Raw genomic sequence first — 25,540 nt, forward strand, 5'->3', positions numbered from 1 at the left:
TCCACAGGCTGAGGAGCTCGCCAGCGAATTGTCGGTGAGGGCGGGCAGTATGGGGCCATGACTGAGAGCAACGGATCCGACGCGAGGGATCAGCGGGACCAGCACGAGCCAGAGGTACAGGCGGCACAGCAGGAGCGGATGCCGGACTGGGAGAAGCGCTTCCGGGCGCCCCGGGTGTCCCTGCCCGACTGGGCACAGGACGCGCCGGACCGCTCCCTGTTCGTGTCGAACGCGACGGGGACGTACGAGCTGTACGCCTGGGACCGCAAGACGGGCGAGCAACGCCAGGTGACGAACCGGCCGAACGGCACGACGGACGGCGTGCTGTCCCCGGACGGCGCCTGGATCTGGTGGTTCGACGACAAGGACGGCGACGAGTTCGGCGTCTGGCGCCGCCAGCCCTTCGAGGGCGGCGCGGACGAACCCGCCGCCGAGGGCCTGGACCCCTCCTACCCGGCGGGCCTCGCCCTCGGCCGTGACGGGCGTACGGCGGTCATCGGCCGCTCGACCGACGAGGACGGCACGACGATCCACCTCGTCCGCACGGGCGAGGAGCCGGTGGAGATCTACCGCCACCGCGAGTCGGCCGGCGTCGGCGACCTCTCCCACGACGGCTCGCTCATCGCCGTCGAGCACACCGAGCACGGCGACGCCATGCACTCCGCCCTGCGCGTCCTGCGCACCGACGGCACCCCGGTCGCCGACCTCGACGACACCGAGGGCGGGACGCGCGAGCTGGGCCTGGAGGTCCTCGGCTTCGCCCCCGTCGACGGCGACACCCGCCTCCTCATCGGCCACCAGCGCCGGGGCCGCTGGGAGCCCCTGGTCTGGGACGTCGCCTCCGGCGAGGAGACGGACCTGGCGCTTCAGCTGCCGGGCGACGTCAGCGCCGAGTGGTACCCGGACGGCACCGGCCTGCTCATCGCGCACAGCTTCGAGGCCCGCAGCGAGCTGTTCCGCTACGACCTGGCGAGCCGCGCCCTGACGGAGATCCCGACCCCGCCCGGCACGGTGTCCGGCGCCACGGCCCGGCCCGACGGCAGCGTGGAGTACCTGTGGTCCTCGGCCGCCGAACCGTCGGCGGTCCGCTCCACGTCCGGCGGTGTCGTCCTCGACCCGCCCGGCCTGAAGTCACCCGGCTCGGTGCCGGTGGAGGACGTGTGGGTGGAGGGGCCGGGCGGCCGTATCCACGCGCTCGTCCAGAAGCCTGCGGGCAGCAGCGGCCCGCTCCCCACGGTCTTCGACATCCACGGCGGTCCGACCTGGCACGACAGCGACTCCTTCGCCGCGGGCCCGGCGGCCTGGGTGGACCACGGCTACGCGGTGATCCGTGTCAACTACCGCGGCTCCACGGGCTATGGCCGTGCCTGGACGGACGCCCTGAAGCACCGCGTGGGCCTCATCGAACTGGAGGACATCGCCGCGGTCCGTGAATGGGCCGTCACCTCCGGCCTCGCGGACCCCGACCGTCTCGTCCTGACCGGTGGTTCCTGGGGCGGCTACCTCACGCTCCTCGGCCTCGGCGTCCAGCCCGACGCGTGGGCGCTGGGCATCGCGGTGGTCCCCGTCGCCGACTACGTCACGGCGTACCACGACGAGATGGAAGCGCTGAAGGCGATGGACCGCACGCTCCTCGGCGGCACCCCCGAAGAGGTCCCCGACCGCTTCGAGGCCTCCTCGCCCCTCACCTACGTCGACCGGGTCAAGGCCCCGGTCTACATCTCGGCCGGCGTCAACGACCCCCGCTGCCCGATCCGCCAGATCGAGAACTACGTCAAGCGCCTGGAGGCCAGAGGCGCGGTCCACGAGGTGTACCGCTACGACGCGGGGCACGGCTCACTGGTGGTGGACGAACGGATCAAGCAGGTGAGACTGGAACTGGAGTTCGCGGAGAGGCACCTCAAGGGGCGGCCGAACGCCCAGTAGCTCGGGAGGGCGTGGGTGTGGCGGCTGCGGGCGCGTGGTGGCTGATCGCGCAGTTCCCCGCGCCCCTTGGGGCGTGATACACCGCTCGGCGATCACGCCCCCGCCCGCTCCCGCCGCCTGCGCCCCAGCAACTCCGCCAACCCCCGCCGCGTAGCCGCCAGCACCACCCGATCACCGGCCCCCAGCACATAGGTGGAAGGCAGATCCCACACCAGCCCCGAAGCCGGCGCCCCTTCCTCCTGCGTACTCTCCCCTTCACCCCGCCGCCCCCCAGGAGGCGCCGTGTTGAGCGCCAGCACCCGCCACGCCCCCGCCCGGAACGCCTGCCCGACCGTCCGCCCCTCCAACTGCGGATGCCCGGCCACCTCCACCTCCGCGAACAGCAACACCCGCCGCTCGACCGGAATCGCCCCCAGAATCTGCCGCCCCATCATCGCCCCGGCGAACGCGGGCGCGGCCAGATGGGACACACTCCGGCTCCGCGTCAGGGCGAACGGATGCGCGGCCCGCAGCGTCCGGTACACCGCTGTCGCGAAGTCGTCGTCGTACAGCCGCAGCACCACCCGCAGATCGGGCCGCACGGACCGTGCGTACAGCGCGGCCTCCAGATTCGTCGTGTCCGCACTGGTCAACGCCAGCAGCGCATGCGCCCGGTGGATCTTCGCGGCCTCCAGCACCCCCTCCTGTGTGACGTCCCCGAGCACCACCGGCACCCGCAGCCGCCGCGCCGTGGCCATGCCGCGGGCCTCCGGGTCGGACTCGACGCACACCACCGGAATGTGCAGCTCCCGCAGCCGCGTCAGCACCCGCGTGCCGATCTTGCCGAGCCCGAGCAGCACCACATGCCCGCCGAGCCCCCGCGGCGGCTTGCGCAGCGCCGACGCGCTGCGGAACGTGCCCAGTGCCTCCAGCACCGCGGCCAGCAGCACCGGCAGCAGCAGCAACCCGACCAGCCCGGACAGCAGTTGCAGCACCTGCCGCCCGGTCGAGGCGTGGTACGCGGGATCGTTGATGCCGAACAGGTCGAGGAGCGTGACGTACGTGGCGTACAGCGGATGCTCCCCGGTCACGAATATCAACGCGACGGCGAGCGCGAACACACACCCGACCAGACCGGCCAGCGACCACCGCAGCCGCCGCGAGAACAGCGAGGCGAGCGGCGGCACGGCACCCAGCCCGGCGGGCAGGGACGGCCCGGAGTACGACACCTGCTCCAGGACGACGGTCCCGCGCCCGGTCGCCGACGCCACCGCCGTCTCGTCCGGCAGCAGTCGCGGACCCTGCTCCCCGCTGCCCTCGGAACCGTCCGCCCCGGCCGGGTCGTTGCAGGTCGCGGACAGCAGCGCCAGGGTGCACAGGCCGGGGTCGGCCACCTCGCCCGGCCGCGGCGGCTGCCGTTCCACGGCGCGCAGGACGAGCCCTTCGGTCTGGACGACCTTGCTGGTGCCGACGAGGGCGGTGGCGGCCAGTGCGGGAGCGGCCGTGTCGGCGTCGGACAGTACGGTCGTCGACGCGTCCAGTCCGCCGCCCGTGCCGGGACCCGTGCCGGAGGCCACCGCCGCCGTCTGGTCGAGCAGTTCCTCGATGTGGTGGCCCAACCGCCGGTTGTACAGCCGGAGTACGAGCCGGATGCGGGGGTTGAGCCGGCGGGCGGTGAGCGCGGCGCGGATGTTGGTCTCGTCGTCGTCGTACACGAGCGCCAGGGCGGCCGCCCGGTCGGCGCCCACCTCGGTGAGGACGGCCTCGGTGACCTCGGGGGCCTCCACGATCTGCTCGTTCGCGGCCGGTTCGGCGCCGCCCGTGCCCGTGCGGTTGACGGCCGCGCTGACCCGGTCGAGCAGGGCCGCCGAGGCGGCCCGGGCCCGTCCGACCACCGGCTGCCGTACCCGGCGCCCCGAGGGCGGCACGACGAGCGTGACCTGTTCGCCGTACACACCGCGCAGTTCGGCGGCCAGCCGGTGCGCGAGCCCGTCGTCCCCGCACACGATCATGTGCGTGGCCGGATCACCTGGCAGACCTTGGTTCGGAACGCTCCCCACAAGGGAGAAGACTGCCTCACCGGGACGGCTGGTTCCAGAAGGGGACAGCGGTGGCTGAACGCCCGGCGGGGCCCGGCCGTACAGAAGGGGAGGCAATGCATGCCCTTGCGCACCACCGGAGGTACCGGGCCCGTGGCCACCACCAAGACCGTCCCACAGGACAGCGGAGAGCGCGGGGACTTCGAGGCGGACCGGGGCCAGGAAGAGGGCAGGCACCTCAACTCCCCCCTCCTGCTCACCCTCCTCCTGCTCACGGCCGTGATGCTCCAGGGCCCGATCCGCGGAGCCCTGTCCGCACCGGTGATGCAGAGCTGGATGACGGTGTTCGTCGCGGTCATGGTCCAGGCGCTGCCGTTCCTGGTGCTCGGCGTGCTGCTGTCGGCGGCGATCGCGGTGTTCGTGCCGCCGTCCTTCTTCGCCCGGGCCCTGCCCAAGCGCCCGGCCCTTGCGGTGCCGGTCGCGGGCGTGGCGGGCGCGGTGCTGCCGGGCTGCGAGTGCGCGTCGGTGCCGGTGGCCGGGGCGCTGGTCCGCCGCGGGGTGACACCGGCGGCGGCGCTGGCGTTCCTCCTCTCGGCACCCGCCATCAACCCCATCGTGCTGACGGCGACGGCGGTGGCCTTCCCCGGCAACCCGGAGATGGTCCTGGCCCGTTTCCTCGCGAGCCTGCTGGTGGCCTGCGCGATGGGCTGGCTCTGGCACCGCGTCGGCCGCACGGACTGGCTGCGCCCGCCGGACAGACCCTCGTACGAGGGGCAGGGCAAGGGCGCGGCCTTCTGGGGCTCGGTGCGCCACGACGTGACGCACGCGGGCGGTTTCCTGGTCATCGGTGCGATGGCCGCGGCGACGCTGAAGGCGGTGGTGCCGGAGGAGTGGCTGCGCGCGGCGGCCGGGAATCCGGTGTTCTCGGTGCTGGCCCTCGCGGTGCTCGCCGTCCTGCTGTCCATCTGCTCGGAGGCGGACGCGTTCGTGGCGGCGTCCCTGATCCAGTTCTCGCTGACGGCCCGTCTGACGTTCCTGGTGGTGGGGCCGATGATCGACCTGAAGCTCTTCGCGATGCAGGCGGGAACCTTCGGCCGGGCCTTCGCCCTGCGCTTCGCCCCCGCGACGTTCGCCCTGGCCGTCGTCGTGTCGGCCCTGACCGGATCGGTCCTGCTGTGAACCGCCTGGCCCAGACCGCCCTCCTCTTCCTGCTCGGCGCGACACTCCTGCACGCCGGCCTGACCGACCTGTACCTGCGCTACGTCAAGGCGGGCCTGCGCCCGCTGGTGCTGCTGGCGGGCGTGGTGCTGATCGCGACGGCGGCGGCGACACTCTGGTACGAACGCCGCCGCGCACGCGGACAGCGGCAACACCATCACCACGAGCCCCGTATCTCCTGGCTCCTCACCCTCCCCGTCCTCGCCCTGATCCTGGTCTCCCCGCCGGCCCTGGGCTCCTACAGCGCGGCCCACACGGGCACGGCCCTGACGAAGCCCTTCGGCTTCCCGGACCTCCCCGCCGGCGAACCCCTCCGCCTCGGCGTGGCCGACTACGCGGGCCGAGCGGTGTACGACGAGGGCCGCAACCTCCGCGGCCGCGAGCTGAAGATCACCGGCTTCGTCACCCTGGACCGATCGGGCAGCCCCTATCTGGTCCGCATGGGCCTCAACTGCTGCGCGGCGGACGCCCAGCCGGTCAAGATCGCCCTGACCGGCAACATCCCGCCGGTCCTGAGCCCGGACACCTGGCTGGAGATCACCGGCCGGTACACACCCCGCCGGACCAAGGACCCGGTGAACGACGGCCCGGTTCCGTACCTCGACGTCACCAGCGCCAGACCGGTACCGGTACCGACCGACCCGTACGACGAGACATGGAACACCTGAGCCCCGTACCAGGTGTCACCACGCCGGGTACTAGAAGAGCCGCTTCCGGGTACTCGGGAATCTCGCTGATCAGCGAGGGGGAGGCATGACCACATCGACTCGCCGAACCGGAACCGGTACGCGGCCCGACCGCGCGGCGGAATCCACCCGGGACCTGCTGACCGAGGCCCGTGAGCAACTCGCGAGGGCCGACAGCAAGGCCGGACTGACGCTGGCGACCCTGGGCGCGGCCCTGACCGCACTGCTCGGCGCGATCGCCGGCGGCCTCATCGCGCCGGGCCAGTACGCCGTGATCCCCCAACTCCTGGTCTGGTCCGGCTGTGCGGCCTGCGCCCCGTCCCTCGTCCTCCTCGGTCTGGCCGTATCACCCCGGCACACCGCCCAGGCCGCCTCTTCCTCAGAGGCGAGGCAGTTGGAGGCCCTGTCCCGCACGGCCTGGCTCAAGTACCGCTGCATACGCCGGGCGATGGCCTGGGGCGCGGTCTTTCTCACCCTCACCCTGGCGGGAACGCTGGCCGGGGCGCTGTCCTGACAGCCCGCCCCACCCGGATCACTGCGACTGATCCGCGGCGTGGGGGTCGTACACCCAGACCGCGACCTCGCCGCCGCAGTCCAGACACGCGGTCATCGCGAGTGCCCGGTTGACCTGCCGGGCGCCCTCCTCGCTGCTGACCGTCCCGCCCATCGGTCTGCCCTCCCGCTTCATGTCCCGCAGATGGATCAGCCTGGCCGGGTAGAGCCGCAGGCACGTCGCGCACTGCAGCGGGGCGCGCAGGGCGGCCCGGGCCTGCGGTGCCTGATCGCCGTAGACCTCCGACAGCGCCTCGTACAGCGAGTAGAGGTCACCGGCCGACGCCGCGTCGACGGTCGTCTTCAGCAGTGCGACGTTCCCGGCGGCGGCCTCGCGGCCGAACGCGTCGAAGTCCTCGTGCACCGGACAGTGCCGGTCCCCGACGACCAGCTCCCGCCGGGGCAGCCCACCGGCTCCGGCGGTCGACGCGTCCCCGACGAACCTGACGAAGACACCGCCGCGGTCGTTGAAGGTGTTGTGGACGACCCGGTACCGCGAGGTCGTCACATCGTCCCCCAGCCCGTGCCGGGCGAGCACCTCCCCGATGAAGGCGTCGTCGGCCCGCCGCACGTCGCCGATCCACAGGCCCTCCAACTCCCCGCCGGCATCCCGCAGAAGCACGTACGCGTCATCGGCGGACCGCCCCCGCCCCTGATCCCCGTGCTGCCGCGACGCACCCGGTTCGCCCCCCGGCCGCTCACGCCGTTTCCGAAACAGTCCCATTGCTCGCCCGCCCTCCGGTTCACGCACTCGACTCACGCCCGCGGCGCCCCGCCGCCGTCCTAGGTGAGCTTCCTACCGCCGCGCTTCTCGGCACGGGACAGCACCTCCCACGGCAGCAACGGCATCACGTTCCGGTCGGCGGCGAGATAGGCGAGATGCAGAACGCGCGCCGGCCCGTCCACGCACACCAGCCAGTGCGCGACGTCGACGCGGCCGAGCGAGGCGCCGGCGCGGCGGAACACACCGTCCACCCACTGGAGGTATCCGCCGGACATCAGCCGCCGGATCCGCCGCGGCTTCGTGCTGGACAGGAGGCTCACGACCACGTGCACGTCGTCACCGAACCGCCGCCCGTCCCCGTCCCCGGCCCTGGCGACGAAGGCCAGCGCGTCCTCTCCGGCCAGCCGCTCCCACCCCGGCCGCCGCGTCAGGGCCATGCCGGTGGCCTCGACCCTGGCCATGTGCTGGGGGACGACCCGCCGTACCCAGGCGTTGACCTCATCGGCCCACACCACGACGGCTAGGACCGCCCGCCCGCCGGACAGCTCGTAGGCGTACGTGCTCGTACGGGACAACGGATCGGGTGCGACGTCCCGGTCACTCTCCAGCCGGAGCACCAGGGCATGGGCGACCGACTCGGCCGGCTCGGCTGCCGGGTACGTGGTCACCCGCGTCCCGACGAGGCTGTCACCGGACTCCCTCTCGACCGAGTCGACGAGTTCCTGGACCTCCCCGACGTCGAGATCGTCCCCCTGATGAAGAATCAGCACTCGCTCAGCGCCCATACGGGCATGCCACCACACCGGCCGCGGGAGGGGTCCCGGCCGCGGCGGGGTCCGGGATTCAGCGAGGCGCGGCCGTCGTCCCCCGCACGACGAGCCGAGGCGCGACGACGTCCTCCCCGGTCGCGGCCTCCTCACCCTCCAGACGTGCGACGGCCCGGCCGACCGCGAGCCGGGTGAGGCGCGGGATGTCCTGGCCGACGGTGGTGAGGTCGATGTGGGCCAGCCGGGCCAGGTGGCTGTCGTCGAAGCCGACGACGGAGATGTCGCCGGGCACCGTGACACCGGAGCGGAGGAACACGTCGAGAACGCCGGTGGCGCAGCGGTCGTTGAAGGCCAGCACGGCGGTGGGGCGCGGGCGGACCGCCAGCAGACCCCGGGCGGCAGCGGCACCTTCCTCCTCGGTCAGCCCGCCGGCCAGGACACGGAGGCGGCCGGACAGGCCGTGGCTGTTCATGGCGGCGCGGTAGCCCCGGCGCCGGTCGGCCGCGCCCGGCGCCCGGCCGCCGTCGACATGGGCGATGTCCCGGTGCCCGAGGCCGACGAGATGGTCCACGGCCTGCCGGGCTCCCTCGTCGTCGGCGGTCCGTACGACCTCCAGCCCGGGGAGCGGTGAGCGCAGCCGGCGGGCGACGGAGACGACCGGCACCTGCCCGGCGAGTTCCGCCAGTCGCGAGGCGGGGGCCTGCGGACCGAGCAGGACCAGCGCCTCGCAGCGGTCGGCGAGCAGCGCCTCGACGGCACGCCGCTCGCCGCGCCCGGCGGCCACGGCACTCAGCGCGACCTGGTACCCGGCCGGTTCGGCCGCCGCGTAGATGCCCTCGACCAGGTCGGCGTGGAACGGCTGCTGGAGGCCGAACTGCACCCCGAGCAGCCGGGACCGCCGGCTGCGCAACAGCCGCGCGCGGGCGTCAGGACGGTAGCCGATGTCCCGCGCCGCCCGCAGTACGCGCTCCCGCGTGGCCGCACTGGCGCCCTTCGCGTCCCGCATCACGATGGAGACCAGCGCCGTGGACACACCGGCCCGCGCGGCGACGTCCGCGAGCGTCGGCCGCCTTCCGTCCGGGACCGCAGGAGTCTGTGTCACGGGTTCCTCCAGGTCGGGTCGTCGCCGAAGCCGATCCTAGAACGTTCTAGCCCCTGCGCGCGATATAAGGCAGACTCCTAGAACGTTCTAGTCGACGTGGGTCGACGTTCTGGCCGGAACACTCAAGGCGAGAGGAAACTGGCGATGGTGTACACCCTGGCGGTCTGCGCCGAAATGGTCTTCCTGGACCTGCCGATCGACGAGCGGGCCCGGCGCATCCACGACGCCGGCTTCCAGGCCGAGATCTGGGACTGGACCCGGCACGACCTGGACGCCCTGGCCCGCACCCCGGCCGAGTTCTCCTCGATGACCGGCTACATCCGCGGCACCCTGACCGACGAGGAGGGCGCGGCGGAGCTCCTGCGCACCGCCGAGGAGTCCATCCGGGCGGCCGAGCAACTGGGCTGCCCCCGCCTGAACCTGCACGGCACGGGCCTGGACGACAAGGGCCTGCCGGTGACGCCGGTGCCCGGCGACCCCACGGGCCCTCAGTGGATCACCGCCCACCACACCCTCACCCGCCTCGCCGGGCTGGGCGAGAACGCGGGCGTGGTCTTCACGCTGGAGAACCTCAACACGGCCGTCGACCACCCCGGCGTCCCGTTCGCGACCGCGTCGGACACCCTGGCCCTGGTCCAATCGGTGAACCGCCCGGGGCTCCGGATGAACCTGGACCTCTACCACGCCCAGATCGGCGAAGGAAACCTGACCGAACTGGTCCGCAAGGCCCACGCCCTGGACCTGATCGGCGAGATCCAGGTGGCCGACGTCCCCGGCCGCCACGAACCCGGCACCGGCGAGATCAACTACCCGGCCCTCGCCCGCACCCTGAAGGAGATCGGCTACGAGGGCACGATCGCGATGGAGGCCTGGGCCTGCGGTGACAGCGAACTGGCACTGGAGCGCTTCCGGTCGGCTTTCACGCTCTGACGGCGACGGGGCGCCGACGCTGGTGGGGTGCGCGTCATGGTGCTGGTCGGCGCGGACAGGCCTGGCCGTGGCCACACCGGCCCTGTTCGGCACGGTCCCCGGCCTGCGCGAACAGGGTCGGCCTGCCGGTGGAGTTGTCGGTGGCCTGGCCCTGGGTCACCGGCGCGGTGGCCGCCTGCCTGCTCCTCGGCACGACGGCCACCGTCCTCCCGGCCCGCACCGCCCTGCGGCGTACGCGGCGGGTCTGAGCGACCCGATCCTCACGTGCCGTAGTACGCGTTGTGCACCGAGATCGTGGACCTGTTGCCCTTCCTGTCGATGATCTTGGCGCGGAGGGAGATGCCCTTGCCCTTCGCCGGGCTCTTCACGGTGATCCTTCCGTTTTGGACATCGGTCTTCTTCCAGGTCCTGCCGTCGTCGTACGACACGGACACCGAGAGCGACTTGAGGTTGCGCCCCCTCGCCGCACCCTCGACGGTGACGGGGCAGGTGAGGGTCCGGCCGGCCACGACCCGGCTGTCCAGGCCCGTCTTCGGTGCGAAGCGCACCGTGGAGACCGGCAGTTCGGCCGGCAGCCCGGCGGACGGCGCCTTCGAGTGGAACGTCCAGCTCGCGTCGACCCGGGTGGAGGCGGCCTGGACCCGGGCGCTTCGCCTGGCCGACGTGGTCAGGGTGTACTCGGCCTCGCCGGCCGGGACCTTGAACACCTTGTCGCCGGTCAGCGGGTCGGCGTTCGAGGCGACCTTCTTGCCGTCGCGGTACAGCGTCGTCCGCACCGAGGTGAGGCTGGAGACCGCTTCGTTCCGCCCGCCGTCGGCGAAGAGCGGAAGCTGGCCGTAGATCCCGTCGGGGCCGTGGAAGACACCGGACAGCCCGGGGACCACCCGCGGCGCGAACACCGCCGTGTCGAACATCTTCCGGTAGGTCCGGCCACCGGTGAGCTTCTGGTAGTCACCGGTGGTGGATTCGGCCTCCACGATCGGCACACCGTCCGCGTCCTTCTTCCCAGAGAACTGCTGGAAGTCGAAGTACCATTCGGCGCCGTCGCCCGTGGACAGGTAGTACGTCCGGCTGGTGGGCAGCTTCTGGGGCAGCGGGGTGTGGATGCCGTTGATGAGGGGCAGGGTGCCGGCCAGAGCGAGCACCCCGGTCTTTCCCGGGGTCGAGGCGCCCAGACCGGCCTTCACCGTGGCGAACTCTCTCGCCCTGTAATGGTGGACATGCGTCCCGGCGATCTTCTTCACCGCGCCGCCGTCGAGCGTGTTGTACTCGGCGCCCTTGCCCCTGGTCCACTGCCCGGACCAGGTCTGCGTCAGGCCGGACGGCATCTCGGGGCCGACGTGCGCGACACGGATGTCGGAGAAGGTGGGCATCACGACGTAGTTCGCCACCAGCGTGGCCTTGTGCTGGTAGAACATCATGGCCTGGAGCGGCTTGGCCTTCTTGTCCGGCACGGTGATGTCGGCCGACCGGGTCTTGTTCAGATCGAGCGTGACCGTCCGGTCCTTGTCGACGTTCAGCACGGGCCGGACCAGCCAGTCGACGCCGCCCTCGGTCGAGTTCGGGTCCTTCACGCTGAGCGAGTCGAGGATGTACGGGCCCTTGGGGACGCGGAGGGTGACCGTGTCGCCGGTGGACATGTCCGCGAACTGGGCGCCGTTGCGCTCGTCCCGGGACAGGGTGGTGAGGTGGACCGGGTGCTGCCCGGGGCGGTTGACGAACTTCAGCGTGACGTCGTACGCCTCTTCCTCCCGCTCGACTCCCAGCGCCGTGCGGACGGTCTGCCCGTCACCCTTGGCCGTCACATAGGCCGAGTAGCCGCCGACGAGCCCGCCGCCCAGCCGGGTGTCGACGGTGACGTCCACGGACGCCCGGCCGCCTGCGGGGACGGTGACGGTCTTCGCGCCCAGGGTGAGGAAGCCCCGCGGAGCCGCCTCGCCCCGGGGGTTGAAGGCCCGGGTCGACAGGGACAGCGTGATGTCCTTCGTACCGGCGTTGCGGTACGTCATCTTCCTGGTGACCGGGGTGTCGTCGGTGTGCGGCCACCGCTGGACCGGGAAGCTCACCGAGGTCGTCTCGGCGAACACGCTCTGGCCGATCGCCTTGTCCACCTGGACGCGGCCCGAACCCTGCGCGTAGGGGGTGTAGTCGCCGCCCTTGGCGGAACCCACGAATGCGGCCTTCAGCTCGCGGAACGTCCAGTCGGGATGCTGTTGCTTGAGGAGGGCGGCGGCCCCCGCCACATGCGGGGTCGCCATCGACGTACCCGAGATCGTCAGGTAGCCGGGCGGGTTCTCGCCGAGCTCCTTGGCGATGGCGCTGCCCTTGGCCGCGGCCGCGGTGATGCCCACGCCGGGCGCGGTCACGTCCGGCTTGAGGGCGCCGTCGGCGGTCGGACCCATGCTGGAGAAGTCCGCGACCTCGTCGTGGCCGTCGACGGCGCCGACGGTGAGCGCGTCGGCGGCGCTGCCCGGGGAGTCGACGGTCTTGAAGCCCTGCTCGCCCTCGTTGCCGGCGGCGATGGCGAAGAGGACGCCCTTGGTCTGCGAAAGCCTGTTGACGGTGGCCTCCATCGGGTCGACACCCGGGGTGTCGCGGCCGCCCAGGCTGAGGTTGATGACGTCGGCGCCCTGGTCGACGGCCCACTCCATGCCCGCGATGATGCCGGCGTCGTCGCCTTGGCCCTGGTCGCCGAGGACCTTGCCGATGAGGAGCTTGGCTCCGGGGGCGACGCCCTTGTACTTGCCACCGGACGCGGCACCGGTTCCGGCGATGGTGGACGCGACGTGCGTGCCGTGGCCCTGCCGGTCCTCGGTGGTGGTGGACGTGCTGAAGTTCTTGGCGGCGAGCACCTGGCCCTTGAGGTCGGGATGGCCGCTGTCGAGGCCGCTGTCCAGGACGGCGACCTTGACGCCCTTGCCGTCGTAGCCCTTGGCCCAGGCCGCGGGTGCGCCGATCTGCGGCACCGACTTGTCGAGGCTGGCCTTGCGGACGCCGTCGAGCCAGACATGGGAGATGCCCGGGGCGAGGGCGTCACCGTTGGTGAGGGTGTCCCACAGCTTCGGCGTCTGCGCGGTGCGCGTCCGGACGGCGTCCATGTCCAGGGACTTGAAGGTCCGGTGGACCGTGCCCGTGTCCCGGACCTCCGCCTTCAGGGCGCGTGCGGTGCCCTTGTAGCCGACGATGACCTTCAGGCCGTCCTGCTGGTTCCTGCGGTTGTCCGGCTTGTCGAGCTCGGTGACGTCGAACAGCCTCTGGTCGAGGCTGCCGCTCGCGATCATCCGGGCGGCGTCCGTCGGGATGACGAGGGTGTGGCCGCCGGCCTTCCGTATCTGCACGGGGATCCGCTCGCGGCCCTTGGCCCGCTCCATGCCGACGACATCGCCTTTGGCGTTGACGAGGACACGGTCACCGGTGACAAGGGCGATGCGGTGTGTGGCCGCTGATTCCCTGGACTTGGCTGCGGTCGCCGCCGTACCGGCCGGCTCGGGCGTGGCCTGTGCCGTGCCGATCAGTCCGGTGGCGAGGGCCGCCGCCACGGTCGCCGCGGCCATGCCCACGGATGCCGTTCTCACTTTTCTGCGCAAAGTTCCCCCAGAGCTGGAGTGCCGGGTGGCAATGATCGGAGCCACGGTAGGAACGCGGACGCACAGCTGTTCGTCGGCTGTGCGGCGGCGACGTAGCGATGTCGATGACGCTTCGATGGGCAGCTGTTACATGCACAGGTCAGGCTCGATGAGCGAGAACAGCCGGTCGTGCCATGGCCTCCGGCTGGTGCGGGAGCGATCTCCACAGGACCCGGCAACCCGGCGGAAGGAGCAGGGATGCGGCTTCGCCGAATCGTGCCGTGCGCCGTGCTGGCCGCCTGCCTGACCGGCTGCGGCGGGGTGGACGGCGGCGTGCGGGTCGAGGGCCCGGCGGCGACGACGATCCCCTGGACGGGACCGGTGTACATGACGGACTGGTACGGCCGGGCCTGGCAGCGCCCCTACGAGGTCGAGGCGACCATGCGCGTCTCCCTGGGCAAGCTGACGTGGCGGGACTGGGGCTCGCCCCGGGCGCGGGCCACCGGAGTCGCCACGGACGTGACCTGCCTGTCCGGCTGCCCCGACGGCAACGACAACCCGCCGAGCTACCGGGTCGACGTCGTGCTGAGCGATCCGGTCAGGCGCGGCGACGTGTCGTTCTACAGCCATGCGACCCTGACCCCCGTGCATCCTCCCGCGCCGTTCTGGGCGAAAGGCATCGACGACACCGAGCTGGAAGTACCGGATGCCTGAGAACGGCACAGCAGAGGACCGTCGGAGAGGGAACGCGATGCACGCTGCGCAGGATGTGCTGCTGGTCGAGGACGACGAGCTGATCCGGGAGGCCACGCGGCTCACTCTGGAGGAGCGCGGCTACCACGTCCGTACCGCGGCCGACGGCCTGACCGGGCTCGCGCTCTTCCGCGAACGCCATCCGGACGTGGCCGTCCTCGACATCATGCTGCCGGGCCTCAACGGGGTGAGCCTGGCCGGCCGTATCCGCGAGGAGTCGGGGGTGCCCGTGCTGCTGATCTCGGCCCGCAACGACCCGGTGGACGTGGTGATGGGCCTGGAGGCAGGCGCCGACGACTACGTCACCAAGCCCTTCGACGGCCCGGTCCTCGTGGCCCGCATCCGCTCCCTGCTGCGCCGGGCGGCACCCGCCGGGCAGCCGGACCAAAGCCCGCGCCTGCACTTCGGGGACCTGGAGTTCTGCCCGGTGTCCCTGACCGCGCGCCGGGACGGACAGCCGCTCGCGCTGACCACGACCGAGCTGAAGCTGCTGAGTGAGTTCGCCGCCGCGCCGGGGATCGTGCTCTCCCGGGACCTGCTCCTGGAACGCGTCTGGGACTACGCCTGGTCCGGTGACACCCGGGTGGTGGACGTCCACGTGCAGCGCCTGCGCTCCAAGATCGGCCGGGAGCGGATCGAGACGGTACGCGGCTTCGGCTACAAGCTGCGCCCATGAGACGGCCCGCCTTGAACGTGGGAGCGAAGGTCGCCCTGGCCGTCGCCGCCGCGGCCGTGTGCGTGGCGGGGGCGATCGGGGTGCTGGTGCACCGGACCACCGCCGCCGACCAACTGGCCACCGCCCGCTCCGGCCTGGACCAGGAGTTGCTGAGCGCCGCCGGCGACCACGCCGACGGACGCAGGTCGGACGCCAGGCTCGACCCGCCTGATCTGCCCGGGCCGGTGGCACGGGCCGTGCGCGACGACGTCCGGGTGACCTACCTTCAGGAGGGCGGGGAGGATCCGGTGCTGTGGGCGGCGACCCGGGTCTCGGACCGCAAGGTCCTCGCGATCCGCCGTTCCTACGCCCCCGAGGAGCGGTCCCTGGCCGCACTCGACCGAACGCTGCTCGCCACGGGCGCGGCCGTCACCGTCCTGGTGTCCCTGGCCGGACTGTTGCTCGGGGTGCGGATGGGACGGCGGGCCACGGCCGCCGCGCGTACGGCGGAACGCATCGCCGACGGCGACCTCGACGCCCGGGTCCGCCCCCACGGCCATGACGAGATCGCCCGGCTCGCCGCCTCCGTCAACACCATGGCGGACGCGCTCGGCGCCCGTCTGGAGGCCGAGCGGCGGGTGACCGCCGACATCGCGCACGAACTGCGCACGCCGGTCGCGGGCATGTCGGCAGCGGTCGGCCTGCTACCGCCCGGCCGGGCGTCCGACCTGGTGGCGGGCAGCGTGCGGAAACTGCGCGGGCTGGTGGAGGACGTGCTGGAAGTGGCCCGGCTGGACTCCCAGGTGGCGACGGTGGAGACCGAGGAGCGTGAGGTGAGCGCCATGACCCGGCGTGCGGTCGCCGGGCTCGACGGCGTGCGGGTGACGGTCGTGGCGGACGCGGTCGTGGTCACCGACCCGCGCCGTGTCGAGCGGATCCTGGCCAACCTGGCCGCCAACGCCCTGCGGCACGGCGCCCCGCCCGTGGAGGTGGAGGTCGACGGCCCCGTGGTCCGGGTCCGCGACCACGGCCCCGGTTTCCCGCCCGATCTGCTCGCGGTACTGCACACCTCCGGCCCCCAGCGCTTCCGCGCGGGCTCCCGGACCGGCGGCACCGGCCTCGGCCTGACCATCGCGACCGGCCAGGCCCGCCTGCTCGGCGCCCGCCTGACCTTCCGCAACCGTCCCGAGGGGGGAGCGGGGACGGAGCTGCGGCTGCCGACGGACTGATCCGCCGGATGCGGGCAGGAGAGGCCCCGCACCGGGCCGCCGACGTGCTGAGCAGCATCTGCAGCAGGCCAATGCGTTGCTCAGGCTGCCGAGCGGGCGACGGTTCGGCCGGTGCCTTGCTACGCGAACGACTTCCGCCGGCAGCTGGCCTGGTGGAAGCCGGAGAACTTCGACGCCAACGTCGCCATCGTCGCCGAACTGACCAAGTTCGCCGAGGACAGGGGCGCCACGCTGGCGCAGCTGGCGCTGGCGTGGCTGCTCGCGAAGAAGGACTACGTCGTCCCCATCCCCGGCTCGCGCAACCTCGACCGCGTCACGGAGAACGTCGCCGCGGCCGACCTCACACTGACCGCCGAGGACCTCACCCGCATCGCCGAGATGGCCCCCGTAGGCGGCGTCGGCGGAAGCCAGGGCTGACACCCGCACCCCTATCCCACAGCCGGTGGGCCGACCGCACTCTGCCTTCCATCGCCCAGTGCGGTCGTCACGGTGCAGTGGCGCGGGCTCGGTGCTCGCGGATCTCGTCGTGGTGGTCGGCGGCCCATCCGATCAGGGATGTCACGATCTCGTGGAGGCCGCGGCCCAGCGGGGTGAGGGAGTACTCGACGCGCGGCGGAACCTCCGCGTATGCGGTGCGGGTGATCAGACCGTCCTGCTGGAGCTGGCGCAGTGTGAGGGTGAGCATCCGCTGGGAGATTCCGGGGACCTGGCGCTGCAGGTCGGTGTAGCGCAGCGGGCCGGACTCCACGACCGCGATGAGCAGCAGGCTCCACTTGTCGCCGACGCGGTCCAGGACCTGCCGGATGAAGTCCATGTGCTCGGCGGGGATGCGGGCACAGGGCCCCACCGCCGCCGCGCCGCCCGAACTGCCGGTGACCTCCATGACGCACATTCCTCTCCGGCACGAACACCGATGTGCCTTTTGTATCGACTTCCATACTGGCTCATCATGGCGCTACGAACAAAAAGTAGGAATCCAGCGCAGGCATGGAAGGCGCGTCATGAAGATCGAGATATGGGCCGAGGTCACCTGCCCGTGGTGCGGACTGGGCAGCCACCGTCTGGACCGGGCCGTGGAGCGGTTCGAGCACGGCGACGAGGTGGAGGTCATCCACCACTCGTTCCCGCTGAGCAGTTCGTTCCCCGTGGGTGAGACGTTCAGCGTCCGTGACGCGCTGCTGCGTCGGCACGGCATGGGCAGCTCCCAGGCGGAGGCGTCCACCCGCCGGATCGAGGCACTGGCCGAGTCCGAGGGGCTCAGCCCCTACAAGGTGCTGGACAACATGGTCGGCAACACCGACCTGGCGCACGAGTTCCTCGCCCACGCCTCCGCCGAGGGCAAGAACCGTGAAGCCTGGGACGCGATCTTCCGCGCCTACTTCGGCCAGGCCCGCCCCGTCTTCAGCTTGGACGACCTGCTCGACCTGGCTCAGGAGATCGCTCTGGACCGCGAGGACACCCGCCGAGCGCTCACCGAGCACCGCTACCGGCGGCAGGTCCGCGACGATGCCGCCCGCGCCCAGCGCCTGGGGGCCACCGGCGCACCCTTCATCGTCGTCGACGGCAGGTACGGCGTCCCCGGGGCCCAGGACAGCGACGGCCTTGTCGACGTGCTGCGCACGGCCTGGGACGCATCCCACCCGCTCACCCTGGGCACCGGCGGCGACGCTCCGGTCTGCGGCCCCGAGGGCTGCGCCGTCCCGGCCCACAGCTGACCTCCACCGACCTCCACCCTTCGCTCCCCGACACACGCTTGATCATTCTGAAAGGCTGAATCCTCCATGTCGTACCTGCTGCACATCGACGCCTCCTCGCTCGGCGAGGCATCCGTCTCCCGTCAGGTCGCCCGGTCCTTCCGTGACGAGTGGAAGGGCGCGGTCGTCCACCGTGACCTGGCCGTCTCCCCCGCCCCGCACCTCAGCGCGGCGGGCATCACCGCCCGTACCACCGACCCTGCCGAGCGAACCCCCGAGCAGGCGAAGGCCCTGGCGATCCAGGATGAGCTGATCGAGGAATTCCTCGGCGCCGGCGCCTACCTGTTCACCGTGCCGATGTACAACCTCACGATGCCGTCCGTATTCAAGGCATGGCTGGACCAGATCATGGTCAACGGCCGCACCCTGAGCTTCGACGGACCCCCTCCCACCGTCGGCCGCCCCGCCGTGCTGATCTCCGCACGCGGCGGCGGCTACGGCCCCGGCGCCCCCAAGCACGGCATGGACCACCTGGTGCCGGCGCTGGAAACCGTCCTGGGCCACCCGACCAACCTCGGCCTCGACCTGACGACGGTCATGCCCGAGCTGACCATGGCCCCGCACGTGCCGGCCCTGGCCCCTCTCCTCACCCTCCACGAAGCGTCACTGACCGACGCCCACACCCAGGCACGCACCCTGGCCACCGCCATCCGCGGCCGGCACGCCGCCTGACCAGTCCGACCTGTCCCGAAAGGCAAGCGACCACCATGTCCCACATACTCGTCCTCGGCGGCACCGGCCGCACCGGCATCCACGTCCTCAACGAGGCAGCCCAGCGCGGCCACCGCGTCCGGGCCCTCGTACGCAACCCCGACGCCGTCCAGGCCCCGGCCGGCGTCGAACTGATCCAGGGCACGCCCGCCAATATCGACGACCTCCGCAAGGCCGCCAAGGAAACGGAGGCGGTCATGAGCGCGCTCAACAACTCCCGCGCCTCCGACAACCCCTGGGCCAAACCCGTCAGCCCGCCCATGTTCATGACCGACGCCACTCGCAACATCCTGACCGTGATGAAGGAGGAGGGCATCAACCGGATCGTCCTGACCTCCACGATGGGCGCCGGAGACGACTGGGCCCGACTCAACCCGGTGTTCAAGGCCCTGATCAAGGTCTCCAACCTCAAGGCCGGCTTCGACGACCACCACGGCGTCGACCAGCTCCTTCGCGCCTCCGACGTCGACTGGACCCTCGCCCGAGCCGTCGCCCTCACCGACAAGCCGATGAGCGGCCCTCCGCGCGCCGCCGAGGCCGGCACCGAGAAGCCGGGGGCGCGGATCAACCGCGCCGACCTCGCCCGCTTCCTCCTCGACACACTGGAGCAGGACACCTGGACCCGCAAGGCCCCCCTCGTCTGGAACGCACGCGGCTGACACTCCCCATGCGCGCAGTCCTCGTCGGTCATGGTGGTGTGGATGTTGCTCGTCTGCACGGCCCTCCTGCAACCCACCCCCGCCAGCAGGCGCTACACGGTACGGGTCACCTACCGGCACCGTCACCGACCGCGCGTGATGGTCATCGACCCGCCCCTGGCTCTGCATCCGCGTGCCACGGCCTTGCCGCACGTCTATCCCGACGGCGACCTGTGCCTGCATTTGCCCAGGGGAGTGGAAGGAGGACATGCTGCTGATCTCGAAGAGTGGCCGCCAGGGGAGCCACATTCCGAAGTCGGCTCCCAAGATGTCTCTGGGAACCACTCAGGGGCCCGACCCGTTCAAGCGGATCAGGCCCCTGACCTGGTATTTCACTGTCGGGGTGGCGGGATTTGAACCCACGACCTCTTCGTCCCGAACGAAGCGCGCTGCCAAGCTGCGCTACACCCCGATGTCGCTGCTGTCGCGGCGACGACGTTTACTTTAGCCCACTGGTGGCTAGAGACGAAATCCGGTTTTCCAGGGGTGGCGGAGGGGGTTCGGGCGGGCGTGGTCGAGGGCCACGAGGAGGATCGCGAGGGCGTAGAAGGAGAGGCCCAGGAGGAGGGCGTTGCCGAGGACCCTCTTGTAGCCGTCCTGGTCGACGTCCAGGAAGGGGTAGAGGTGGCGGTCGGGCGTGCCCGGCAGGAGCAGCTCGCCTCGGATGAGGGAGAAGGCCAGGTAGGCCAGGGGGTAGAGCAGCCACGTGCCGGCCTGGCGCAGGTGCAGGCGGCCGGGGGTCGTGAGCAGGAGCCAGTCCAGTACGGCCCCGATGGGGGTCAGCGTGTGGAGGGTGTGGTGGGCGACGGCCTGCCAGCCTGTCGGAGCGGCCGCGGCCTCGCCCGTGAGGGAGAAGGGGCTCGCCTCGTTCGCCAGGAGCAGGTGGTACACCAGGGTCGAGATGACGGCGTAGAGCAGGGTCGCGCCCAGGACGGCTCCTGGCAGCGGGCGACTGGCCGTCCACGCTCGGTGGGCTGAGAGGGCCATGACCAGGGCCAGGAGGATGTTGCTCTGGATGGCGAAGTAGCTGAGGGTCCGGGTCGGGTCGCCCAGCACTACTCCAAGCGTCACGCCCGCGGTCGCCGCGAGGGCGACCAGCAGGCGGAAGGCCGTGGCCGCCGGGCGGCGGACCGGGGTGACGACGGCCGCGGCGGGGACGGGGGAGGGCTTCAGCGCGGGCTTGCCCGGAATCGCGGGGAGATCCGGTATGTCCCGGGGTATCGGGGCGGTCATGCCCCCACGCTGACAGAAGCGGACATAGGGGGCGATGTGGGCGGGCTGTGTGGGTTAACGGGCCTCCCGTCGGCCCGTGATCGACCTTTGACCGAATGATCGACCTTTGACCGAGTGATCGCTCCCTGACCCCCCTGATCGTTCTGACCGCCCCCGGGCAGGGGCTCCCCTACTCCCGCCCCACCAACGTCAGCAACGTCGCCTCCGGCGGGCACGCGAACCGCACCGGTGTGTAGCGGTTCGTGCCGCAGCCCGCCGAGACGTGCAGGTACGACGTACGGCCCTGCGCCGTGTGCGTGGACAGGCCCTTCACGCGGTCCGTGTCCAGGTCGCAGTTGGTGACCAGGGCGCCGTAGAAGGGGATGCAAAGCTGGCCGCCGTGGGTGTGGCCGGCCAGGACCAAGGGGTAGCCGTCGGCAGTGAAGGCGTTCAGCGCGCGCAGGTACGGCGCGTGGACCACGCCCATCGAGAAGTCGGCGGAGTCCGACGGGCCGCCGGCCACCTGCTCGTAGCGGTCCCGCTTGATGTGGGGGTCGTCCAGGCCCGTCAGCTCCAGCGAGACGCCGTCGATCTTGAGCGTCCCGCGCGTGTTCGTCAGGTTCAGCCAGCCCGCCGCGTCGAAGGCGTCGCGCATGTCCTCCCACGGGATGTGGGACACGCCGACGGCCGGCGGGTTGCCGTTCAGGCCGTGGTGGCCCTGCACCTTTTCCCACAGGTAGCGGGCGGGGTTGCGGAACCTCGGGCCGTAGTAGTCGTTCGAGCCGAAGACGTACGCCCCGGGGAACTCCATGAGGGGGCCGAGCGCGTCCAGGACCTCCGGGATGCCCTCGGGGTCGGAGAGGTTGTCACCGGTGTTGATCACGAAGTCGGGGCGCAGGCCCGCCAGGGACCGCAGCCAGCGCTGCTTCTTGCGCTGCCCGCTGACCATGTGGATGTCGGAGACCTGCAACACGCGCAGGGGGCGCATTCCCGAGGGCAGGACCGGGACCGTCACCCGGCGGAGGCGGAAGGAGCGGGCCTCGAAGCCCGCCGAGTACAACAGACCGGCGGCACCAGCCGCCGCGATTCCCAGAGGAACTCCGTATCGCGCGCGCATACGTCCATCGTGTCAGACCCCGCGTGTCGTCTCCGCCCGGCGGTGCCCGAAACCCCCGACGCCTCCCGGCCCCCCGGCTCCTGGATCCGCCCTTGAACCGATTCCTTGCGCCATCGCCCGCAAATCAGGGGGCGCCTCTCCGCCCGCACCTGCGACAATCAACCCCATGACCACGCTCAAGTCGAAGCTGCAGGACGACCTCAACGCCGCGATCAAGGAGCGCGACGAGCTCCGCTCCTCGACGCTCCGGCTGACGCTCGCCGCGATCACCAAGGAGGAGGTCGCGGGCAAGGAGAAGCGCGAACTCTCCGACGACGAGGTGCAGAAGGTGATCACCCGGGAGGCGAAGAAGCGCCGTGAGGCGGCCGAGGCCTTCGCGCAGGGTGGTCGCGCCGAGAGTGCGGAGCGGGAGAAGGCGGAGGGCGAGGTGCTCGCCGCGTACCTGCCGAAGCAGCTCAGCGACGACGAGTTGAACCGGATCGTCGCCCAGGCCGTCGAGGAGGCGAAGGCGGCCGGGGCGGAGGGGCCGCGGGCCATGGGGGCGGTCATGAAGATCGTGAACCCGAAGGTCGCGGGCCAGGCCGAGGGCGGCCGCGTCGCCGCGGCCGTGAAGAAGACCCTCGCGGGCTAGGCGGGCTGGAAGACATCCGGCCCCGTCCCGCCGTCCGAAGATCTCCGTAACGAAGATCTTCGGACGGCGGGACGGGGCCGTCCGCGCTCAGGACGCCGCGCCGGCCGAGTCGGCCGCGAAGCCGAGTCGTCGGCCGCGTCGGCCGCGTCAGCCGCGCCCTCCGTTCCCGTTGCCCCCGTTGCCCTGGCCCCGGAAGAACCCCTCCGGGATGCTGAACGACGGAGTCGGGAAGGTCCCGCCGTCCCCGCCGCCGTTGTTGCCGCCGACCAGGCCGCCGATGAAGCCGTCCCCGCCGTTGCCGCCGTTGCCCCCGTCGTCGCGGCCCTCGTCGTTGCCGTCGCCGCGGTCCCGGTCGACGCCGGGGGGGATGTGGACGGTGTTGAAGTTCTCGACGGGCTTGCCTTCCAACGCGCCGGTCATCATGTCGCGCCAGATCGGTCCGGGGACCTCGCCACCGAACACCTTGTCGTACGGGACGCCGCCGATGGTGATGCCGGTCATCTTCCGCTTGTGCGCGGGGTCGCCGACCCACACGGCACCGGCCATGTTCGGCGTGTAGCCCACGAACCAGGCCGCGTAGCGCTCGTCCGTCGTACCGGTCTTACCGGCGCTGGGGCGGCTGCCGAGTCCGGCCTTCTTGCCCGTGCCGTCCTCGACGACACCCTGCAGCAGCGTGTTGATGGTGTCGGCGGTCTTCTCCGACATCGCGCGCGAGCAGGTCGACTTCGGGACCGGGAGCGACTTCGTGCTGTCGCCGACGCGCTGGCTGATCGACTCGATGGCGACCGGCGTGCAGTACATTCCGCGCGAGGCGAACGTGGCGTACGCGTTCGCCATGGTCAGCGGGGACATCTCCTGGGTGCCGAGGGCGATGGAGGGTACCTGGGGCATGTTGTCGCCGTCGGCCCGCTCGACGCCCATCTTCTTCGCCATCGACGTCACCGGGCAGATGCCGATGTCGCTGATCATCTCCACGTAGTAGGTGTTGACCGACTTGGCGGTCGCCTCCCTCATGTCGTACGGGCCGACCTCGGACTCGTTCTCGTTCTCGACCTTGGCGGGGTCGGTCCGGCTGTTCTTCCAGGTCTTGCCGTCGCACGCCGAGACGGGGCTCGGGTACGCCATCTGGTACGGCGAGGGGTACACCTTGTTCGCCGGCATGCCGTCCTCGAGGGCCGCGGCGGCCACGATCGGCTTGAACGTCGAACCGGGCTGGTAGCCGATGCCGCCGCCCATCGAGTGGTCGACGGAGAGGTTGATCTGCGTCTGGTTCTTGCGGAAGCCGTACGGGCGCGACTGGCCCATGGCCAGGATCTTGCCGGTGCCGGGCTGGACGAGGGTGGCGGCGGTGGCCACCTCGTCGCTCTTGTAGACGTGGTCCTTGATGGACCGCTGCGCCGCGTCCTGGGCCTGCGGGTCCATGGTGGTGCGGATGGTGAGGCCGCCCTGGTTCCAGACCTTCGCCCGCTTCTCCCTGGTCTTGCCGAAGACCGGGTCGTTCAGGAAGACCTCGCGCACGTAGTCGCAGAAGAAGCCCGCGCCCTTGGTCGCCGTGATGCAGCCGTTCTTGGGCTTGCTGACCTTCAGGCCCAGCGGCGCCTTCATCGCCTCGGCGGCCTGCGCCCGGGAGATGTCGCCGACCTCGGCCATGCGCCGGAGCACGGTGTTGCGGCGCTTGGTGGCCTCCGCCTCGTCGTTCACCGGGTCGTACCGGCTGGGCGACTGGACGATGCCGGCGAGGAGGGCCGCCTCCTGGAGGTTCAGGTCCTTGGCGGACTTGGAGAAGTAGCGCCGGGCCGCGGCCTCGACGCCGTAGGCCTGCTGCCCGAAGAACGTGATGTTCAGGTAGTTCTGGAGGATCCTCTTCTTCCCGAGCTCCTCCTCGACCTGGATCGCGTACTTCAGTTCGCGGATCTTGCGGCCGATGGTCTGCTGGGTGGCCTGCGCGACCTTCGTCGGGTCGTCGCCGGCCTCCTCGACGAAGACGTTCTTCACGTACTGCTGCGTCAGGGTCGAGGCGCCCTGGGCGACCTCACCGCTGCGCGCGTTCTTGTTGAGGGCGCGCAGGACGCCCTTCAGGTCCACCGCGCCGTGCTGGTAGAAGCGCGAGTCCTCGATCGCGACGATCGCCTTCTGCATGTACGGCGAGACGTCCTTGAGGGGGACCACCGTGCGGTCGCGCGAGAAGACCGTGGCGATCTGGCCGCCGTCGGCGTCGAGGATCGTGGTGCGCTGGCTCAGGGGCGGGGTCTTCATGTTGGCCGGGAGCTCGTCGAAGCCCTCGACCGATCCCTTCGCCGCCAGCCCCAGCGCGCCCACCGCGGGCAGCGCGATACCGGCCAGCACGGCTCCCGCGAGAACACTGACACCGAGGAACTTGGCGGCCTGCTGCGTGGGAGACAGGCCACCGCCCGAGCGCTTCTTTGGCATGAGGGCAGCCTACGTTCTCATTCGCCGGACAGGCGTAGAGGCCTTGGCCTAAGCTGCTCTCAACTGTCACAGCAGTGAGGCCACGTATCAATACGTCCGGCGACCCCGAATCGTTCCGGGTGTTCCCCAACTTTTTTGGTGGGGTCGTGTCCGAATCCGCCTTGTGTGTCATACGGCGTCCCTTGTGACGCAAGCGAACTGTCCTGGTTTGCCAGGAAGGTTACATATGTCGCCAGCTCACTCCCCCGGGTGATCTGCCGCTTACCCATAGTCCGTTCGGACCATTCAAGATTGGGCCCGCTGGGGGTGTTGCGCTGTGCCCACCTTCCGTAACGTCCTCAACTGGCGGCGGTGAATATGCCGCTGCCGCCGTGGGGGAGCCTCGATTCGGGAGAGGACGGCGCCGGTATGGGCTGGGTAGTCGACTGGAGTGCGCAGGCGGCCTGCCGCACTACCGATCCGGATGAACTGTTCGTTCAAGGAGCAGCACAGAACAGGGCCAAGGCGGTGTGCACCGGATGCCCGGTGCGCACGGAGTGCCTGGCCGACGCGCTGGACAATCGCGTCGAGTTCGGCGTGTGGGGAGGCATGACGGAGCGGGAGCGCCGCGCACTGCTGCGCAGGCGGCCCACGGTGACCTCCTGGCGCCGGCTGCTGGAGACGGCGCGCACGGAGTACGAGCGCGGCACAGGCATCGTGCCCCTCGACGACGACGAGGTCTACGAGAACTACGCGGCGGTGAGCTGAGGGGTTCCCTCCGGGAGCTCCGACGGTCCGAGGGCCCTTGACGGGCCCTTCGCCATCGCCGGGTTGCCCTCAGGTACTTGCTCAGTCACTCATACCGGGTGCTCAGCCACTCGT

The 25,540-nt window shown here is 71.2% G+C and carries 23 protein-coding genes and 1 tRNA gene; 14 read left to right on the plus strand and 10 right to left on the minus strand.

Annotated features, from left to right (window positions below; genetic code table 11):
• Nucleotides 1–57 precede the first annotated feature (57 nt).
• Entirely contained in the window at nucleotides 58–1,926 is a 1,869-nt protein-coding gene (locus tag ACFZDA_RS26500; RefSeq protein WP_391086138.1) for a prolyl oligopeptidase family serine peptidase, read from the plus strand.
• Nucleotides 1,927–2,018: 92 nt separating this feature from the next.
• On the opposite strand, the gene ACFZDA_RS26505 is transcribed toward ACFZDA_RS26500, so the two are convergent.
• On the minus strand, nucleotides 2,019–3,917 hold the full coding sequence (locus ACFZDA_RS26505) for an NAD-binding protein (protein WP_391086140.1): 1,899 nt from the start codon (nucleotides 3,915–3,917) through the stop codon (nucleotides 2,019–2,021).
• A gap of 180 nt (nucleotides 3,918–4,097) precedes the next feature.
• On the opposite strand from ACFZDA_RS26505, the gene ACFZDA_RS26510 reads away from it, so the two are divergent.
• The 3 genes from ACFZDA_RS26510 to ACFZDA_RS26520 all read left to right on the plus strand — a co-directional run bounded on the left by ACFZDA_RS26510 (nucleotide 4,098) and on the right by ACFZDA_RS26520 (nucleotide 6,362).
• A complete protein-coding gene (locus ACFZDA_RS26510; protein WP_391086142.1) occupies nucleotides 4,098–5,123 on the plus strand; it encodes a permease in 1,026 nt (341 codons plus the stop codon).
• Nucleotides 5,120–5,830, plus strand: coding sequence for a TIGR03943 family putative permease subunit (locus ACFZDA_RS26515; protein WP_391086144.1), 711 nt, complete (start codon nucleotides 5,120–5,122; stop codon nucleotides 5,828–5,830). The genes ACFZDA_RS26510 and ACFZDA_RS26515 overlap by 4 nt, the downstream gene beginning before the upstream one ends.
• A gap of 85 nt (nucleotides 5,831–5,915) precedes the next feature.
• Nucleotides 5,916–6,362, plus strand: a complete 447-nt coding sequence (locus ACFZDA_RS26520; RefSeq protein WP_391086146.1) for a hypothetical protein — start codon at nucleotides 5,916–5,918, stop codon at nucleotides 6,360–6,362.
• Nucleotides 6,363–6,380: 18 nt separating this feature from the next.
• On the opposite strand, the gene ACFZDA_RS26525 is transcribed toward ACFZDA_RS26520, so the two are convergent.
• From ACFZDA_RS26525 to ACFZDA_RS26535, 3 genes are all read right to left on the minus strand, one after another.
• Complete coding sequence (locus ACFZDA_RS26525; protein WP_391086148.1) at nucleotides 6,381–7,022, minus strand: hypothetical protein; 642 nt, start codon at nucleotides 7,020–7,022, stop codon at nucleotides 6,381–6,383.
• A gap of 161 nt (nucleotides 7,023–7,183) precedes the next feature.
• Nucleotides 7,184–7,909: a hypothetical protein gene (locus ACFZDA_RS26530; protein ID WP_391086150.1), complete on the minus strand. Its 726-nt coding sequence runs from the start codon at nucleotides 7,907–7,909 to the stop codon at nucleotides 7,184–7,186.
• Nucleotides 7,910–7,967: 58 nt separating this feature from the next.
• Entirely contained in the window at nucleotides 7,968–8,993 is a 1,026-nt protein-coding gene (locus ACFZDA_RS26535; protein WP_391086152.1) for a substrate-binding domain-containing protein, read from the minus strand.
• Between the two features lie 144 nt (nucleotides 8,994–9,137).
• On the opposite strand from ACFZDA_RS26535, the gene ACFZDA_RS26540 reads away from it, so the two are divergent.
• Nucleotides 9,138–9,923 carry a TIM barrel protein gene (locus ACFZDA_RS26540; protein WP_391086154.1) on the plus strand — a complete coding sequence of 262 codons (786 nt, stop codon included), beginning with the start codon at nucleotides 9,138–9,140 and terminating at the stop codon, nucleotides 9,921–9,923.
• Nucleotides 9,924–10,183: 260 nt separating this feature from the next.
• On the opposite strand, the gene ACFZDA_RS26545 is transcribed toward ACFZDA_RS26540, so the two are convergent.
• Nucleotides 10,184–13,477 (minus strand): S8 family serine peptidase, encoded by a 3,294-nt coding sequence (locus ACFZDA_RS26545; protein WP_391086504.1) that lies wholly within the window; start codon nucleotides 13,475–13,477, stop codon nucleotides 10,184–10,186.
• 270 nt (nucleotides 13,478–13,747) lie between these two features.
• Between ACFZDA_RS26545 and ACFZDA_RS26550 the strand changes: the two genes are divergently transcribed.
• The 4 genes from ACFZDA_RS26550 to ACFZDA_RS26565 all read left to right on the plus strand — a co-directional run bounded on the left by ACFZDA_RS26550 (nucleotide 13,748) and on the right by ACFZDA_RS26565 (nucleotide 16,543).
• Complete coding sequence (locus tag ACFZDA_RS26550) at nucleotides 13,748–14,203, plus strand: hypothetical protein (protein ID WP_391086156.1); 456 nt, start codon at nucleotides 13,748–13,750, stop codon at nucleotides 14,201–14,203.
• A 37-nt stretch (nucleotides 14,204–14,240) separates the two neighbouring features.
• Nucleotides 14,241–14,918, plus strand: coding sequence for a two-component system response regulator CseB (cseB, locus tag ACFZDA_RS26555; protein WP_391086159.1), 678 nt, complete (start codon nucleotides 14,241–14,243; stop codon nucleotides 14,916–14,918).
• Nucleotides 14,915–16,126 carry an ATP-binding protein gene (locus tag ACFZDA_RS26560; RefSeq protein WP_391086161.1) on the plus strand — a complete coding sequence of 404 codons (1,212 nt, stop codon included), beginning with the start codon at nucleotides 14,915–14,917 and terminating at the stop codon, nucleotides 16,124–16,126. The genes cseB and ACFZDA_RS26560 overlap by 4 nt, the downstream gene beginning before the upstream one ends.
• 111 nt (nucleotides 16,127–16,237) lie before the next feature.
• Nucleotides 16,238–16,543 carry an aldo/keto reductase gene (locus ACFZDA_RS26565; protein WP_391086163.1) on the plus strand — a complete coding sequence of 102 codons (306 nt, stop codon included), beginning with the start codon at nucleotides 16,238–16,240 and terminating at the stop codon, nucleotides 16,541–16,543.
• Nucleotides 16,544–16,610: 67 nt separating this feature from the next.
• Here the strand turns inward: ACFZDA_RS26565 and ACFZDA_RS26570 are convergent, their stop codons facing one another.
• Nucleotides 16,611–17,009 (minus strand): winged helix-turn-helix transcriptional regulator, encoded by a 399-nt coding sequence (locus ACFZDA_RS26570; protein WP_391086165.1) that lies wholly within the window; start codon nucleotides 17,007–17,009, stop codon nucleotides 16,611–16,613.
• A gap of 118 nt (nucleotides 17,010–17,127) precedes the next feature.
• Here ACFZDA_RS26570 and ACFZDA_RS26575 point away from each other — a divergent pair, with 118 nt between their 5' ends.
• From ACFZDA_RS26575 to ACFZDA_RS26585, 3 genes are all read left to right on the plus strand, one after another.
• Nucleotides 17,128–17,841 (plus strand): DsbA family protein, encoded by a 714-nt coding sequence (locus ACFZDA_RS26575; protein ID WP_391086167.1) that lies wholly within the window; start codon nucleotides 17,128–17,130, stop codon nucleotides 17,839–17,841.
• A 66-nt stretch (nucleotides 17,842–17,907) separates the two neighbouring features.
• Nucleotides 17,908–18,552: an NAD(P)H-dependent oxidoreductase gene (locus tag ACFZDA_RS26580; protein WP_391086169.1), complete on the plus strand. Its 645-nt coding sequence runs from the start codon at nucleotides 17,908–17,910 to the stop codon at nucleotides 18,550–18,552.
• A gap of 35 nt (nucleotides 18,553–18,587) precedes the next feature.
• A complete protein-coding gene (locus ACFZDA_RS26585) occupies nucleotides 18,588–19,250 on the plus strand; it encodes an NAD(P)H-binding protein (RefSeq protein ID WP_391086171.1) in 663 nt (220 codons plus the stop codon).
• A gap of 377 nt (nucleotides 19,251–19,627) precedes the next feature.
• Here the strand turns inward: ACFZDA_RS26585 and ACFZDA_RS26590 are convergent.
• The 3 genes from ACFZDA_RS26590 to ACFZDA_RS26600 all read right to left on the minus strand — a co-directional run bounded on the left by ACFZDA_RS26590 (nucleotide 19,628) and on the right by ACFZDA_RS26600 (nucleotide 21,618).
• Nucleotides 19,628–19,701 (minus strand) — tRNA-Pro (locus ACFZDA_RS26590).
• 47 nt (nucleotides 19,702–19,748) lie between these two features.
• Complete coding sequence (locus ACFZDA_RS26595) at nucleotides 19,749–20,522, minus strand: Pr6Pr family membrane protein (protein WP_391086173.1); 774 nt, start codon at nucleotides 20,520–20,522, stop codon at nucleotides 19,749–19,751.
• 169 nt (nucleotides 20,523–20,691) lie between these two features.
• Nucleotides 20,692–21,618: a metallophosphoesterase gene (locus tag ACFZDA_RS26600; protein ID WP_391086175.1), complete on the minus strand. Its 927-nt coding sequence runs from the start codon at nucleotides 21,616–21,618 to the stop codon at nucleotides 20,692–20,694.
• Between the two features lie 166 nt (nucleotides 21,619–21,784).
• Between ACFZDA_RS26600 and ACFZDA_RS26605 the strand changes: the two genes are divergently transcribed.
• Nucleotides 21,785–22,249: a GatB/YqeY domain-containing protein gene (locus ACFZDA_RS26605; RefSeq protein ID WP_391086177.1), complete on the plus strand. Its 465-nt coding sequence runs from the start codon at nucleotides 21,785–21,787 to the stop codon at nucleotides 22,247–22,249.
• A gap of 147 nt (nucleotides 22,250–22,396) precedes the next feature.
• On the opposite strand, the gene ACFZDA_RS26610 is transcribed toward ACFZDA_RS26605, so the two are convergent.
• Nucleotides 22,397–24,679, minus strand: coding sequence for a transglycosylase domain-containing protein (locus ACFZDA_RS26610; protein ID WP_391086179.1), 2,283 nt, complete (start codon nucleotides 24,677–24,679; stop codon nucleotides 22,397–22,399).
• Between the two features lie 408 nt (nucleotides 24,680–25,087).
• Here ACFZDA_RS26610 and wblA point away from each other — a divergent pair, with 408 nt between their 5' ends.
• Entirely contained in the window at nucleotides 25,088–25,426 is a 339-nt protein-coding gene (wblA, locus tag ACFZDA_RS26615; RefSeq protein ID WP_010031964.1) for a transcriptional regulator WblA, read from the plus strand.
• Nucleotides 25,427–25,540 lie beyond the last annotated feature (114 nt).

It is taken from the genome of Streptomyces sp. NPDC007991 (genome assembly GCF_042958445.1).
In the GTDB taxonomy this organism is placed as follows: domain Bacteria; phylum Actinomycetota; class Actinomycetes; order Streptomycetales; family Streptomycetaceae; genus Streptomyces.

What these genes read in the sequence shown, in the direction of transcription:
- ACFZDA_RS26500 (WP_391086138.1), top strand. Translation starts at nt 58, where the DNA reads ATGACTGAGAGCAACGGATCCGACGCGAGGGATCAGCGGGACCAGCAC.
- ACFZDA_RS26505 (WP_391086140.1), bottom strand. Translation starts at nt 3,917, where the DNA reads ATGATCGTGTGCGGGGACGACGGGCTCGCGCACCGGCTGGCCGCCGAA.
- ACFZDA_RS26520 (WP_391086146.1), top strand. Translation starts at nt 5,916, where the DNA reads ATGACCACATCGACTCGCCGAACCGGAACCGGTACGCGGCCCGACCGC.
- ACFZDA_RS26530 (WP_391086150.1), bottom strand. Translation starts at nt 7,909, where the DNA reads ATGGGCGCTGAGCGAGTGCTGATTCTTCATCAGGGGGACGATCTCGAC.
- ACFZDA_RS26540 (WP_391086154.1), top strand. Translation starts at nt 9,138, where the DNA reads ATGGTGTACACCCTGGCGGTCTGCGCCGAAATGGTCTTCCTGGACCTG.
- ACFZDA_RS26545 (WP_391086504.1), bottom strand. Translation starts at nt 13,477, where the DNA reads ATGGCCGCGGCGACCGTGGCGGCGGCCCTCGCCACCGGACTGATCGGC.
- ACFZDA_RS26550 (WP_391086156.1), top strand. Translation starts at nt 13,748, where the DNA reads ATGCGGCTTCGCCGAATCGTGCCGTGCGCCGTGCTGGCCGCCTGCCTG.
- cseB (WP_391086159.1), top strand. Translation starts at nt 14,241, where the DNA reads ATGCACGCTGCGCAGGATGTGCTGCTGGTCGAGGACGACGAGCTGATC.
- ACFZDA_RS26560 (WP_391086161.1), top strand. Translation starts at nt 14,915, where the DNA reads ATGAGACGGCCCGCCTTGAACGTGGGAGCGAAGGTCGCCCTGGCCGTC.
- ACFZDA_RS26570 (WP_391086165.1), bottom strand. Translation starts at nt 17,009, where the DNA reads ATGGAGGTCACCGGCAGTTCGGGCGGCGCGGCGGCGGTGGGGCCCTGT.
- ACFZDA_RS26575 (WP_391086167.1), top strand. Translation starts at nt 17,128, where the DNA reads ATGAAGATCGAGATATGGGCCGAGGTCACCTGCCCGTGGTGCGGACTG.
- ACFZDA_RS26580 (WP_391086169.1), top strand. Translation starts at nt 17,908, where the DNA reads ATGTCGTACCTGCTGCACATCGACGCCTCCTCGCTCGGCGAGGCATCC.
- ACFZDA_RS26585 (WP_391086171.1), top strand. Translation starts at nt 18,588, where the DNA reads ATGTCCCACATACTCGTCCTCGGCGGCACCGGCCGCACCGGCATCCAC.
- ACFZDA_RS26595 (WP_391086173.1), bottom strand. Translation starts at nt 20,522, where the DNA reads ATGACCGCCCCGATACCCCGGGACATACCGGATCTCCCCGCGATTCCG.
- ACFZDA_RS26600 (WP_391086175.1), bottom strand. Translation starts at nt 21,618, where the DNA reads ATGCGCGCGCGATACGGAGTTCCTCTGGGAATCGCGGCGGCTGGTGCC.
- ACFZDA_RS26605 (WP_391086177.1), top strand. Translation starts at nt 21,785, where the DNA reads ATGACCACGCTCAAGTCGAAGCTGCAGGACGACCTCAACGCCGCGATC.
- ACFZDA_RS26610 (WP_391086179.1), bottom strand. Translation starts at nt 24,679, where the DNA reads ATGCCAAAGAAGCGCTCGGGCGGTGGCCTGTCTCCCACGCAGCAGGCC.
- wblA (WP_010031964.1), top strand. Translation starts at nt 25,088, where the DNA reads ATGGGCTGGGTAGTCGACTGGAGTGCGCAGGCGGCCTGCCGCACTACC.